The sequence below is a fragment of the Parabacteroides faecalis genome (assembly GCF_022809355.1).
Classification (GTDB): Bacteria; Bacteroidota; Bacteroidia; order Bacteroidales; family Tannerellaceae; genus Parabacteroides; species Parabacteroides faecalis.
Map to the genome: position 1 here is coordinate 87760 of NZ_JAKZMM010000011.1, position 14324 is coordinate 102083.

The window sequence follows — 14324 nt, forward strand, 5'->3', positions numbered from 1 at the left end:
TCATGTTTACGCTTGACAAACTGACAAACTCGGATAACTTCTTCCTCCTGGCGGGTCCGTGCGTGATCGAAGGAGAAGACATGGCGCTCCGTATCGCCGAGAAGATTACGGAAATAACTGCCCGGCTGCAAATTCCTTATGTATTCAAAGGGTCGTACCGGAAGGCAAATCGTTCGCGCCTGGATTCCTTTACAGGGATTGGCGATGAAAAGGCGCTGAAGATCTTGCGCAAAGTGGGCGAAACCTTCGGTTTGCCGACTGTAACCGACATTCATGAGACACACGAGGCGGCCATGGCTGCCGAATATGTGGACGTTCTGCAAATCCCAGCCTTCTTATGCCGGCAAACAGACTTGCTTGTAGCTGCCGCCCGCACCGGAAAGGTTGTCAATATCAAGAAGGGACAGTTTCTTTCTCCCGGAGCCATGCAGTTTGCCGCCCAAAAAGTGGTAGATGCAGGTAATCGACAAGTGATGCTCACCGAACGAGGTACGACTTTCGGCTACACGGATTTGGTAGTCGATTATCGAGGTATTCCGCAAATGCAGGCATTTGGTTTTCCGGTGGTAATGGATGTAACGCATTCGTTGCAACAGCCCAACCAGACATCGGGCGTAACGGGTGGTATGCCGGCCCTTATCGAGACGATTGCCAAGGCTGCCATTGCCGTAGGAGCCGACGGATTGTTTATCGAAACACATCCCGAACCGGCAGTAGCCAAGTCTGACGGCGCGAATATGCTGCAACTCGATTTATTGGAAGGTTTGCTCACACGGCTGATTCGTATCCGTGAGGCTATTAAATAATACAAATGCTTGGGGAGCAATGCCCCAAGCATTTTATTTATAATTGGAAAAGATAACCAAGAGACAACTGCAAGGCGCGAGTATTTATGCCATGATAAGACTCATAATTATCTGTTATACCCAAGACATAACGCAGATCGAAATACCAATTGGCAGGAAATTTAAAGGCTGCTCCAAACAAAAGGGAACAATTGACTGGATTACGATCATATAAATTCGTATCCACGCTCCTCTTTCCATCCTTTATATTCTCTCCCAAGAAAAAGCCAGGTTGTACGCCTACCTCAAAGCTCACTCCGGGTATGCGTTTAAAAGGTGATATTTGAGCCAAAATAGGAACATCAATATAATGAGACCGGATCTTAGGATCATGAATATATGAAAGATTGCCATTACCTTCCACATTTCCCATATCTAATAAGCTGCCATTATAAAGTACAGCATATTTCGCGTATAGGATCTCTCCTTGGATCCCCAACCAGTCATTGAACTGATAATGACCAACAGCCCCCAAGTTGAACCCAACACGTTGCGTCATAGATTCTGCCATAGAACCGTTCTTCAGATTAGAGAAATTAGCTCCCACTTTCCCGCCGACAGACCACTGAGCAAAAGTTCCTTCAGCAAAGGAAAATAATAATATAATACCAAACACTATTCTCTCCAAATCTTTACAACTCACTAAAATTCTATTTCCCATTACTCATTCTTGATCTATATCTCACAAATTACATAACCAATATACTATAATCCCACTTTAAATTCTCAGGAATGAGAGGATACCATACATTTACATTTTTGCCAGCCATATCATATTTTATATGCGTCAAATATGTCGTCAAAACAATTCTACTTCCATCCATTACCATAGCATATCCACGAGTTTCCTCAAAATCTGGTTTAAAGCCACAATTTGGAGATTCATTTAATGCGATAAATTGTTCACCAGTTTTCAAGTTTATATTAATTTTCGCCTCACAAAAATCAACAATGTAAATTCCTTGAGGAATACCTATTTTGTCAAACGCATCAGCAGGAAATGTACATTTGACATTTTCTTTTCCACTTCTTGCAGTACAAGATGTATAACCAACAGCAGTTCTAGATTCAACAGATAGCATGGGTACTATTTGAGGATTTACATATTCCGTAAATTCGCCATGAGAAGACATTAACTCCGACCATACTTCATCTGTAATATAAAGCACATCAGTAGTATCAGTCTCCACAACACTTTTAGTTTTTAACTCAGATTCAGATTCTAGTTGTTCAACTACATCATTGTTACATGCGGTTAGAAGTGTGGCTAAACAGCATGCACACATAAAAAATTTTTTCATCTCTCTTAAATTTAAATTAAACAATAAATTCATTAAGTATAATAATAACGAAGCTAGCCTAAATTTATTACATCATACTGTTTAAATTTATCCTTTTCAAATAAGGCTTGTATCGTTTTAAATCGTATATTTAGCGGCGAGAGGAAGAATTTTCCAAGTAGAGGGAAAATTCCCGAACTTTCGGAAAACATTTTCCCGGCGGCGGGAGACTTTCCGAACCTTCGGGAAGCACTTTTCCGGCGGCGGGAGACTTTCCGAACCTTCGGGAGGCACTTTTCCGGCGGCGGGAGATTTTCCGAACTTTCGGGAAGCACTTTTCCGGCGGCGGGACACTTTCCGAATCTTCGGGAAGCACAAAACCGACAGGAATTCTTCTTCCGACAAAAAAACTATTATAAATTTCAAAATTATTGAGTCATGAAAAAAATCAACACAATCGACACACACAGCCTCACCAATGGAGCCCACTACAATTTTATGGAAGCCATCTACACGAACCTGAATAGCATTCTGCTTTATGGGGAAAAACTAAGTACAGAACTTCCGGCATTCAAAACTGCGCTCGACAGCGAGGATGCCGTGCTGGTCTTGAGCCGGAAAAGTGACAAGACAGACGAGATTGCCAATGCCGACAAGGCCCGCGACAATGCTTATGTAGGATACAAATATGCGGTAAAGGGATTTACGTACTTAGGAAGCGGAGCGCAATATGAAGCGGCTAAAGTGCTGAGCCAACATCTGACGGATTATCAAATCGACACCAAAATGTCGCTCAGCCGGCAGACTGGTCTGATGACCAACTTCATTGAAGATTTGGAATCCACATACAGCGAACAAGTAGAAAGTCTGGGGTTAACACCCTTCGTCACGATGATGAAAGACGGAAATGAGAAAGTAAAAGCGGGATTGCAGTCACGCGACAACGAACGTGCCGGACAAACCAAGGCAGCCATGCTCTCTGCCCGTGCTGATACAGATGCTGCCTACCAGATCATCGTCGATAAAATCAATGCCCTATATCTGGTTGATACGACCAATACCAACGAGTATGTCACAACAATCGACGAGATCAATGCACAGATCAAGCATTATAAGGAACAAGAACTGACTAAAAAGTCAACCCAACAAGAGAATAATGGAAGTGATGGTACTACCTACCAGCCTTTCTATCCGAAATATCTCTGAGATACTCTGAGCGATAAATAGAAGAGAGGCACGGACTTTACTAAATCCATGCCTCTCTTCTATTTTATTCCATCCGGTAGTTTTACCCCATCCGACTGATCTTCTTCAGTTTTTCTTCATCTATAAGCTTGATCTTACGACCGTCGATAGCAATAATATGTTCCGACACGAAGGTGGACAAGGTGCGGATGGCATTCGAAGTCGTCATATTCGAAAGATTTGCCAAATCTTCACGCGCCAGATAAATACTCAGCGTCGCACCATCTTCTTCCAATCCATAACTGTCTTTAAGGAACAAAAGAGATTCTGCCAGACGTCCGCGGATATGCTTCTGCGTCAAGTTGACCGTCCTTTCATCGGCGATACCCAAATCGACCGACAGCTGACGGATAAAGAACATCGCCAAATCCGGATTGGCATAGATCAACTCCTTTACCACCGTCATCGGAATCAGGCAAACAGTAGAAGGTTCGAATGCGGAAGCATTGGTCAGATAATCCTCCTGTGCGAAATTCGCCCGATACCCGAAATACTGTACCGGCTTGATCATACGGATAATCTGGCTACGGCCACCTACACCGTCTTTGAATATTTTCACCTTTCCTTTCAGCAGACACATCATGTCTTTCGGTTCGTCACCTTCGCAATAAATCAGTTCATTCCGTTTGAAGGTCTGAATTGATGAATTATTGCGTAACATTTCCCGCTCTTTGTCAGTCAAGACCCGCCAGACTTCCGTCAGGCTTGACGAGAAATCAAAATCTTCCTTATGTTGTTGCTTAACCACGGCTAAAAAAATGATTGCTATAAAACATATTTACGAGACACAAAATTATAACAAAAATTGGATTAACCTCTCGAAAAACGATTTATTTTTTCGGATAAGCGTCTTTTTTCACATTTCAAATTCTCAGCTATCGGCAAACAATAAGTATAAATCGTCATTTAAGAAGATTCATCGCTCACAAATCCATAGAAATGGAACCAATCGGTTAACTATTAGGACGGATCAGCCAGATGCCCCGACAAGATTTCTGACGCTTGAGATAACTTTCCAGTGAATCCGGATTAACAATTACCTTCCGAGCCGACGAAGAAGCATGGATAAAAGTCAGTCGCTCCGGCGTCGCCCAATAAGCAATTCCCAGGTGTGTCACATCCAAACCTTTAATCGTCGTCACGAAACCGATAATGTCTCCATTGCGAATGAATTTCTCAGCCTCGCCCATCCGTTCTTTCGGCAGATAGGCATAACCAGAACGCGCATTGACAGCCGATTCTACTTCCTGCATACGCGCCACCCGCTCGGGATGTCCTTTCAATGCCGGATAGGATTCGGGATGAGACGACATGAACGAAAGTGCCAACGGCAACGGTTCGCTACCCGGCAATTCGGGCGTGATATCTTTCACCAAGCCACGCTTGTCGTTCTCGTACATCCAATCGGCTATATAATGAAGCCGCTCGGTATAACGAACCTCACCCTTCCGGTAACGCAATCCGCGCAACGCCTCCGTATAATCGGCAAACGAAGAAACGGGTTGCGACAAGGCCAAGACCGATTCGACCAACGTCGTACAATCCAGTTCACGGAAATTCACCACCAGGGTTTCAGGTTCTCCTTCCAGAGTAGCAGCCACATACGGCTTATCCAAGAACAAATGAGCCACCTGCACCAGCCGTTCGCCGGCATCCGTTGTCTGCAAATGCTTCAGACTATCCAATACTTGAAGACAAAATAACGAATCTGCCTTCGTATAAGAAAGGGATTGTGCTCCTACTCCATACGAAAAGAAAAACAAGGCACACAGCCAAGAAAGAATAGTTCTCATCGGGATTTAATCGTGTTTCGTTTCCAACAAAGTTTCCAGTTTCACCAGTTCGTCGCGATATTGAGCCGCTTCGATAAACTCCAGCTTCTTGGCCGCTTCGGTCATCTTCCGGCGGGTCTGCTCGATAGCCTTCTCCAACTGGCTGCGATTCATATACTGTACCACCGGATCGGCTGCCACATTCGCTCTTTCAGGCTCTACATACGCATACGGTTCGGCTGTCTGTTGTTGCTTTTCGGCCACCAATGAGACGCTGTTCTTCACCACCTGTTTCGGTGTAATACCGTGCTTCTCGTTGTAAGCCATCTGTTTCTCACGCCGACGGTTCGTTTCTTCCATCGTCAAGCGCATGCTGTCCGTTATCTTGTCCGCATAAAAGATTACCTTTCCGTGTATATTACGCGCCGCACGTCCGGCAGTCTGTGTCAGCGAACGATGGGAACGCAAGAAACCTTCCTTATCGGCATCCAGAATCGCCACCAGCGAAACCTCCGGCAAGTCCAATCCTTCACGCAACAGATTGACACCAATCAACACGTCAAACAAACCTTTCCGCAGGTCATCCATAATCTGTACCCGCTCCAAGGTATCCACATCACTATGGATATAATTACAACGGACACCCATACGTGTCATATAAGTCGTCAACTCTTCAGCCATCCGCTTCGTCAAAGTCGTTACCAGAATCCGTTCATCCACAGCCGACCGCTGGGCAATCTCTTCCATCAGATCATCTATCTGATTCAAGGTCGGGCGCACTTCAATAATAGGATCCAACAGTCCCGTCGGACGAATCACCTGATCGACAACAATACCTTCGCTCTTTTCCAGTTCATAGTCAGCCGGAGTCGCACTCACATAAATCGCACACGGTGTCAGGGATTCAAACTCATCAAACGTCAACGGACGGTTATCCATCGCAGCCGGCAGGCGGAAACCATAATCCACCAGATTCTTCTTACGGGCATAATCGCCGCCATACATGGCACGGATCTGCGGAATCGTCACATGGCTCTCATCCACCACCAACAGGAAGTCTTTCGGGAAATAATCCAATAGACAGAAAGGACGTTCACCGGCTTCCCGACCGTCGAAATATCGGGAATAATTCTCGATACCCGAACAATGTCCCAATTCCCGGATCATCTCCAAATCATACGTCACCCGTTCATAAAGACGTTTTGCCTCATACGGTTTTCCAATCTCCTTCAAATATTCCACCTGTGTACCCAGATCCACATCAATCTGTCCGATTGCCTGATTAATACGCTCCTGCGTCGTCACGAAAAGGTTTGTCGGATAAATATTCAGTTCGTCCTGTTCATCGATTTCCTGTCCGGTCATCGGATCAAACGATGAAATACGATCAATCTCATCTCCCCAGAATTCAATCCGATAAGCAACGCCATCGAATGTTTCAATGGCAGGGAATATATCTACCGTATCACCATTCACACGGAAACATCCACTATTGAATTCCAATTTATTATTGATATAAAGCGCAGCCACAAACCGACGGAGCAATTCATCCCGGTCAATCTGCATCCCTCGCTCCAAATGAGTTACTTTCTCGGCAAACGCCCGCGGATCAGCCATACCATAGAGACAAGATACAGAAGAAACCACAATTACATCTCGCCTTCCAGACAACAGAGAAGCCGTTGCCCGCAACCGGAGTTTATCAATTTCATCATTTATAGCCAAATCTTTCTCGATATAGGTATCTGTAGAAGGCAGATAAGCCTCCGGCTGGTAATAATCATAATACGAGACAAAATACTCGACCGCATTATTCGGGAAGAATGCCTTAAACTCACTATACAACTGAGCTGCCAATGTTTTATTATGACTGAGGATAAGCGTTGGTTTCTGTACTTCCTTAATCACGTTTGCTATCGTAAACGTCTTACCGGAACCCGTCACACCCAATAATGTCTGAAAAGGAACCCCACTCTTTAATCCTTCGGACAAAGCAGCTATTGCTTCCGGCTGATCACCGGTGGGTTTAAAAGGAGAAGAAAGTTCAAAATACATAGTCTTACTTTATTTCGATAAGCATTCGTACAAAGGTACGTATTAAAAAAGAAAAAGGTTGTCATCACGACAACCAATCTCCATTGTTAACCTTAAATCTAATACCATGAAAAACACAGTGCAAATGTATAGCTTCATGCTGAACAACACAAGTTTTTATTTGGAAAAATGATTCAGATTAATACGAATTAACAAATACATGTTTTACAGCATAGTATTGAAATAGTTTTTTACATAAACAAAAACTATTTCAATACACCTGAAATGATTAATTAGTTCCCGAAGAGCTTGATCCTTCGCTCGAGCTACTATTTCCTCCGGATTTGACATCATCATTATTGATACTTCGGGCTGTTCGTTTCACCTGTGCCTTCAATTCACCAAAGCGCCAGCTGATACTCAAACCATACGAAGATCGAGGCATTTTACTTTCCGACCAAGAACGGAATGTATCTGTAACGGTTTCATTGGAATACTTCTGATAATAATTGAAGATATTGCTTACATATACAGAAACATTCAATCGTTTATCCTTCAAGAACGAACGGCTCAAGTTCATTCCGTAGAAATAATTGGAAGAACCTTTTCCCTGTAAAGAGATATAAGGCGTACTGCCTCCGCCATACACACTGAATCTTAAATCCCATGGCAACGTCTGCTGGATATTACCAAACAGATTACCCTGAAATCCACTGTTCTTTGTATCCAATTTCTTACTGCTGAAATCTGAATAACTACCGGAAGCATTGATAGAAATACGGGTTTTATTTCCCGGATTCCAGTTCATCCAAAGAGATAAACGGGTCCGTTGGGTTTTACCAATATTGTCATAGGTATTTTCCATTACTCCGTTATTCATAAAAGAATACCGTTCAATTCCATTATTGGTAAAATTATAATTGATCGTAGCATTTACACTGAACTTAGCTGAAAAGCTGCTGTATGTTAAGCCGAGATTATGTGATTTTTCTGTATCCAAATCCGGATTACCATAGCTGATGGATGTCGGATTGCTGGTATCGCGGAACGGATTCAGGTACCAGATACCGGGACGGTTGATACGCATATTATAATTCGCCCGCAAAGAAGAACTCATACCTAACATATAGGATAAGTTGGCTGTCGGAACAATATCATCAAAGTTGGCATCAAAATTCCTGTCCGGGAAATAAGCATATTCTACATCCATAAAGGTATGTTCATAGCGGGCTCCTACTTTAAAGCCCAGCTTTTTCCATTTCAGCTGATAGTCGGCATAGGCAGCCAGGATATTCTGCCCTTGATCAAACATACTGCTTTGATCTTCATTCTGAACAAACGAACCATCTTCGTTTTCCATGAAATATTTACTGTCACTCGCATTCTGACGGAAAATGTATTTCATTCCGGCATCAATATAATGCATCTCATTCAATGGATTTACATAATCCAACTGCAAAGTATGTTCTGCCGTATGGGCATCGTTGTTATAATACTGGTCTGTCAGACGGAAGGGAACATCCGTTATATCATCGTAATAGGTTTCTGCCTCACTGTCGTTGGGCGAATTATTGAACTTATAAGAAGCTGTCAGGTATTCTCCCTTTCGCTTCATTGAATGTTGGTAATCGACATTCAAGCCCGTATTACCAAAGCTGCTTTCGCTATTACTGAACGAGCGGTAGTCGTACATCTTCTGCAGATCAACATTATTCATAAAGCTGTAAGACTCACTCTCCGACTTGGACTTTCCGCCAAACACGTTCGCTGAGAAAGTGATCAGATTCAAAGTATCAATCTCGTAACTGGCTTCGATATTTCCAAACTGATAGTTACCGGTATTCTTGGAAGAACCATCGCTCTGCAAGTATTTATAAGTATCCGATGTAAAATCTTCCCGTGTGGAAGTCGTATAACCCCGAGGTGTATTATTATAATTATAGGAATAGTTCCCCGTCACTGTAAACTTCCCAACCTGTACGGTACCATAGGCATAACCACCGACACCACGATTACTTCCGTTCGCTCCTAACGTTACATTATACCCTTGCATCCGTCCTTCAGTGGTAATGATATTCAAGATACCACCCACTCCTTCCGCATCATATTTTGCTCCCGGATCAGTAATAACCTCTATCGACTTTACAGAATTGGCCGGCAAGCTCTTCAATACTTCTTTCGGGTTATTACTCATCAGTGTGTTGGGTTTTCCATTCACATGAACCTTGAAGTTACTGGAACCATTGACCTGAATATTATCTTCTCCATCAACCGAAACCAACGGAACCTTCCGTAACATTTCCAAGGTTGTATTGGTTTTTGAGTCCGGATCATCGGCTATACTATACGAAATCTTATCGATCTCCGCCTTGACCAATGGCTTTTGAGCCACCACTTCTATTCCTTCCAGTTCTTCACTGGCCTCAGAAGTATAAAGTTTACCCAAATCAACGAGTGGCTGTCTGTCTGTAACAGAAAAGTTCCGGCTGACAGTCTTTTTCCCAATAGAGGTAATATGGATCGCAAAATTCCCCGTTTGAGGAAGATCAACATTAAATTTACCATCCAAATCCGTAACAGCCAATTTGACTGGTTCCGTCTTTTTCTCCTGTACAATACGAATGGTGGCATACGGTTCTCCTTCATTCGTCAACGAGTCCAATAAGACACCTTTCACTCCCCAATTTGATTTTGTCTGCGCTTGGGCAAGACAAAACGCCATGTTCATCAACAGGAACATGAGTTTCCATGTGTTTTTAAGCTGCATAATATTAAAATATAGGTTTATTTAGTTTCTACATTCTCCACTCTCTACATACACAATCCGTATGTATCTGGTTTTCCCATTTACTTCTGGAATACTTTTGTCTTCAGAACAATCACATCCTGTAACGGACGATCATTTTTATCCGTTTCAACCAACGAGATTTTCTCTACAATATCCAATCCTTCTACTACTTCACCAAATATAGTAACCGAACCATCCAAATGAGGAGAACCACCGATTGTACGATATACCTGACGATGTTCTTCAGGAATCACCATCGGTTGCAATTGTGCCAAAGTATCTTCAAGCATCAAAGATGTCTGCATGTGCAGTTCATCGGCATTCGCTTCATCAGCCAGTTCAGGATGTTGTTTCTTCAACCGACTCTGGAAAACATAATACAGCCAGTTACGGCGTGTATTGTTGATGCGCTTTTCTATCCCGTCCAATTCCTCGTCATTCCAAACTTTTCCCTGGATAAAACAGAATTGTGTTCCTGCCGATTCCCGTTCCGGATTCACTTCATCTCCTTCTTTCGCATCAATCAACGCTCCACGCTTATTGAAATGATTGGGTAATATTTCGGCAGGCACTGTATAACCGCCATCCCCATCGCCATATAAAGCCCCCGGTTCATGGGCTTTACTGTTTGGATCGCCTCCTTGTACCACAAATTCCTTGATAACCCGATGGAACAATACTCCTTCATAGGCATTATCCTGACATAACTTAATAAAATTATCCCGATGCAAAGGTGTATCATCATAAAGCATAACGGTTACATCTCCCATGTTTGTCGAAACCGTTACATAAACCGGTTTCCCTTCTTCCAGTTGTTCCGGACCGCAAGCAGTCATGACAAACAACAAGGAAAACAGTGCTAAAATCTTCTTCATATTCTTACTCATTTATTAGATTCATTCCATACTAACATCTGACAATGTTTACAATCGAACTTCAAGCGAAGCCGCTGTTCTTTATATAACAGAAAATAAGGTTCCTTATATGGAGATTTCCCTTGTTGGTATGTCGGACACCAACCCATACTATATCGCAAACAATGTTTGGTAAACATCAGAGGCACATCCGACAAAGGTTTCACTTCAAAAGCCGGCTCTATAGATTCCACTCCATGTTCCTTATAAAATTGACGCGCTTCCGAATTGGCGACATTCCCTAAATAGGTCAGCTGTTTCTCCGGGAAAAGAACGGATGTTGTCGGTTTCCGGCGAACCAATTCTCTCCGGTATCGCATCTTCCGGCACGACAAAAGCTTTTCTACAACCTCCCGACGCATATCAGCCAGCAAAGAAGACGGAACAAACCAAGGCTGACTCATATTCACCTTCACTGCTCCCCAATCAAAAGGTGTATTTCCTAATTTGGATAACTGCGTACAAATATTTTCTGTCTGATCTTTCTGTGCCGGAATCTTTTCATACGGACGGACAATCGTCACGCGGGCACCCGTTTCATCTTCCATTTCTACTGAAAATCCTTCCGGATGTTCATCGAATGAGATTCTAACCGGTATTTTCCGGTCGGCCGAAGGCTTCGACAATAATTTCTCAAACTGCTGGTCGTAATTCCGGTACAACTTCATTTTCGGACGTAAGCCTTCCGGCATCACTTGTGGATAAACCCGGTTTGCTTCCACTTTATTTACCCGGAAACCCTCCAATTCACCACGTTGATTGAAGAAAGCCAAACCATCGCCGTTGTTTAACGGCGTCAATCCAGCCACAGTAAAGCTGTTGCTCCGTATTTCCTTTACGGTTCCAACCTGTTCTCCCTGTGATTTCGGCGTATCAAAAGCTGTCACATCAGCATTTCTTCCATATAGATAAAAAGGTGTAAAACCACGGTTAAAACTCTTCGCTACCTGAGGCGTAAACGTATAACGGCTTTCTCCGACAGAGGCCCGTACATATTCCGGACGACGGGCCAATATTTCATCGAGTTTGTTCCGATACCAGGCTGTCACGTTCTTCACATACGAGACATCTTTCAAGCGTCCTTCTATCTTGAAAGAGGAAATTCCGGCATCCATCATTGCTTCCAAATCGTCCGAGCGATTCATATCCCGCAACGAAAGCAAGTGTTTCTGCGAAGCTATTACCTTTCCGTTGGCATCAACCATGGTATAAGGCAAACGGCAATACTGAGCACATTCGCCCCGGTTTGCACTACGTCCGGACAAAGCGGCACTCAGATAACACTGACCACTATAACTAACGCACAAAGCTCCGTGTACGAAGGCTTCGAGCGCCACATCCGTTTCTGAGGCAATCTTTTGGATTTCTTTCAGCGTCAATTCACGGGCCAGCACAACTTGTGTAAAGCCTACATCCTGCAGAAAGCGGACCTTTTCTACCGTCCGGTTATCCGTTTGTGTACTGGCATGAAGAGGAATCGGTGGAAGATCCATCTGCATCAGTGCCATATCCTGTACAATCAGCGCATCTACCCCGGCATTATACAACTGCCAGGCCAACTGACGTGCTTCTTCCAGTTCTTCTTCTTTCAAGACCGTATTTAATGTCACATAAATACGGGCATCATATATGTGGGCAAAATCGCACAGCGTCCGTATATCTTCCAACGTATTTCCGGCCGCTGCCCGCGCTCCAAATTTAGGAGCTCCGATATAAACAGCATCTGCTCCATGACGAATAGCCTCCAATCCACACGTCAAATCCTTTGCCGGCGACAATAATTCAATTTTCCTTACCATAGCAGATTCTTCTCTTTTCATTGTAATTCGCCCAGCAAACGGATATCTTCACAGCGGAAAGGTGTTGACTGGTAGACATAATAATTCAGCCAGTTCGTAAACAACAAATTGGCATGTCCGCGCCAGCGTACAACCGGCCCTTGTGCCGGATCATCATTCCGGTAGTAATTCTTTGGAACTGAAATCGGTAATCCCTTATTCAAGTCGCGAATATATTCATCATTCAAGGTATAAGGTGAATATTCAGAATGTCCGGTAATAAAGAATTCGCGTCCTCCTCTAGCCATGGCCATATATACACCCGATTCTTCACTCTCGGAAAGTAAAGTCAGTTCGGGAACCTTCAAAATATCTTCCCGTCGTACTTCCGTATGGCGGCTATGCGGTACATAGAATTCATCATCAAAGCCTCTGAATATCGGGACAAACGGTTCTCGCAACGTATGGCGGAAAACACCAAACATTTTAGACGGAAGATCGTACTTCGGAATATTATAAAAATGGTAGAGTCCGGCCTGGGCTGCCCAGCAAATGTACAGCGTCGAAGTGACATGCGTACGCGCCCAATCGAATATTTCCGTAATCTCTTCCCAATAAGTCACTTCTTCAAAAGGCATCTGTTCAACCGGAGCACCCGTTACAATCATCCCGTCATAATAAGAATCTTTCATGGCGTCGAAGTCCTTGTAAAACTCACGCATGTGTTCAATGGGCGTATTCTTGGGTGTATGGCCTTTGATTTTCATCAGATCCATTTCCACTTGCAACGGCGTATTACTCAACAAACGGACCAGATCCGTTTCGGTCGTTATCTTAAGAGGCATCAGATTCAACACCACAACACGTAACGGACGGATATCTTGTGAGGAAGCCCGCAAAGCATCCATCACAAATATATGTTCTTTCTTCAGCAATTCGATTGCCGGCAGATTCTTCTGTAAGTTTAAAGGCATAAATATATTCTCTCTATTTGTTTGCTAATGAAATCTTCTACTTTACAAAAGTATGTATTTTATCCTGAGAATAGAACAAATTAAGAGAACAATTTCAAGAACGGAAAGAAAGAAGTACATCAGCTTTTAGCGACTTCCCTAAATACTTGCCCACAACCGGAACAAACAGATACAAAAAAAGCCTCCTGAATCAGGAAGCTTTTCGTTGTTCTACCAAGATTCGAACTTGGACAAACAGGACCAGAATCTGTTGTGCTACCATTACACCATAGAACAATGTAATTTTAAAACAAAGCATCCGAAAGAAGTTGTTCTACCAGGATTCGAACCTGGACAAACAGGACCAGAATCTGTTGTGCTACCATTACACCATAGAACAATGTCGTACGTTGTACTAACCACAACTTTTTCGTTTGCGGTGCAAAGGTACGCATTTTTACGGAACTGCCAAATAAAAATCGATTTTTTCTTCATTTTTTCCTCAACAAAAGAGATTTTATACCGGCACAGCAACTGCAATTAAACTTCCTTTCAAGGTAAAGGATTCATTCTTACCAGAAAAACATATCTGATTCTCATTTATTGTCTTTTTGTAAATAAGGTTGACTCCTAAAAAGCAAGAAGATGAAAGAAAGCAATTATGAACAAGAGAAGTTTCGGAAGAATTTGGAAAGAGAGATTTTCCGTTTGGTAA

General features: G+C 43.2%; 12 protein-coding genes and 2 tRNA genes. 2 read left to right on the forward strand and 12 right to left on the reverse strand.

Going from position 1 to position 14324, the window contains the following annotated elements; genetic code table 11:
- Window positions 1-2: 2 nt before the first annotated feature.
- Window positions 3-806, forward strand: coding sequence for a 3-deoxy-8-phosphooctulonate synthase (kdsA, locus tag MUN53_RS06170; RefSeq protein ID WP_243323951.1), 804 nt, complete (start codon window positions 3-5; stop codon window positions 804-806).
- 37 nt (window positions 807-843) lie between these two features.
- On the opposite strand, the gene MUN53_RS06175 is transcribed toward kdsA, so the two are convergent.
- The gene (locus tag MUN53_RS06175) at window positions 844-1506 is read right to left on the reverse strand and encodes a porin family protein (RefSeq protein ID WP_243323952.1); all 663 of its coding nucleotides are present in this window, start codon (window positions 1504-1506) and stop codon (window positions 844-846) included.
- Between the two features lie 28 nt (window positions 1507-1534).
- Window positions 1535-2146 carry a hypothetical protein gene (locus tag MUN53_RS06180; RefSeq protein WP_243323953.1) on the reverse strand — a complete coding sequence of 204 codons (612 nt, stop codon included), beginning with the start codon at window positions 2144-2146 and terminating at the stop codon, window positions 1535-1537.
- Window positions 2147-2563: 417 nt separating this feature from the next.
- Between MUN53_RS06180 and MUN53_RS06185 the strand changes: the two genes are divergently transcribed.
- Entirely contained in the window at window positions 2564-3331 is a 768-nt protein-coding gene (locus MUN53_RS06185; RefSeq protein WP_243323954.1) for a DUF6261 family protein, read from the forward strand.
- A gap of 82 nt (window positions 3332-3413) precedes the next feature.
- Here the strand turns inward: MUN53_RS06185 and MUN53_RS06190 are convergent, their stop codons facing one another.
- The 10 genes from MUN53_RS06190 to MUN53_RS06235 form a co-directional block, all read right to left on the reverse strand.
- Window positions 3414-4052, reverse strand: a complete 639-nt coding sequence (locus MUN53_RS06190) for a Crp/Fnr family transcriptional regulator (protein ID WP_394803046.1) — start codon at window positions 4050-4052, stop codon at window positions 3414-3416.
- Window positions 4053-4323: 271 nt separating this feature from the next.
- On the reverse strand, window positions 4324-5163 hold the full coding sequence (locus MUN53_RS06195; protein ID WP_243323958.1) for an N-acetylmuramoyl-L-alanine amidase-like domain-containing protein: 840 nt from the start codon (window positions 5161-5163) through the stop codon (window positions 4324-4326).
- A gap of 6 nt (window positions 5164-5169) precedes the next feature.
- The gene (uvrB, locus tag MUN53_RS06200) at window positions 5170-7197 is read right to left on the reverse strand and encodes an excinuclease ABC subunit UvrB (protein ID WP_243323961.1); all 2028 of its coding nucleotides are present in this window, start codon (window positions 7195-7197) and stop codon (window positions 5170-5172) included.
- Window positions 7198-7465: 268 nt separating this feature from the next.
- Window positions 7466-9943, reverse strand: coding sequence for an outer membrane beta-barrel family protein (locus tag MUN53_RS06205; RefSeq protein ID WP_243323963.1), 2478 nt, complete (start codon window positions 9941-9943; stop codon window positions 7466-7468).
- 80 nt (window positions 9944-10023) lie between these two features.
- Window positions 10024-10839, reverse strand: a complete 816-nt coding sequence (locus tag MUN53_RS06210; protein ID WP_022454968.1) for a peptidylprolyl isomerase — start codon at window positions 10837-10839, stop codon at window positions 10024-10026.
- 8 nt (window positions 10840-10847) lie between these two features.
- Window positions 10848-12677: a peptidase U32 family protein gene (locus tag MUN53_RS06215; RefSeq protein WP_243323965.1), complete on the reverse strand. Its 1830-nt coding sequence runs from the start codon at window positions 12675-12677 to the stop codon at window positions 10848-10850.
- A gap of 17 nt (window positions 12678-12694) precedes the next feature.
- Window positions 12695-13630, reverse strand: coding sequence for a homoserine O-acetyltransferase MetA (gene metA, locus MUN53_RS06220; RefSeq protein ID WP_243323966.1), 936 nt, complete (start codon window positions 13628-13630; stop codon window positions 12695-12697).
- A 205-nt stretch (window positions 13631-13835) separates the two neighbouring features.
- Window positions 13836-13906 (reverse strand) — tRNA-Gln (locus MUN53_RS06225).
- A 32-nt stretch (window positions 13907-13938) separates the two neighbouring features.
- Window positions 13939-14009, reverse strand: a tRNA-Gln gene (locus MUN53_RS06230).
- Window positions 14010-14126: 117 nt separating this feature from the next.
- The coding region (locus tag MUN53_RS06235; RefSeq protein ID WP_243323968.1) for a hypothetical protein at window positions 14127-14324 on the reverse strand (198 nt) is incomplete at its 5' end.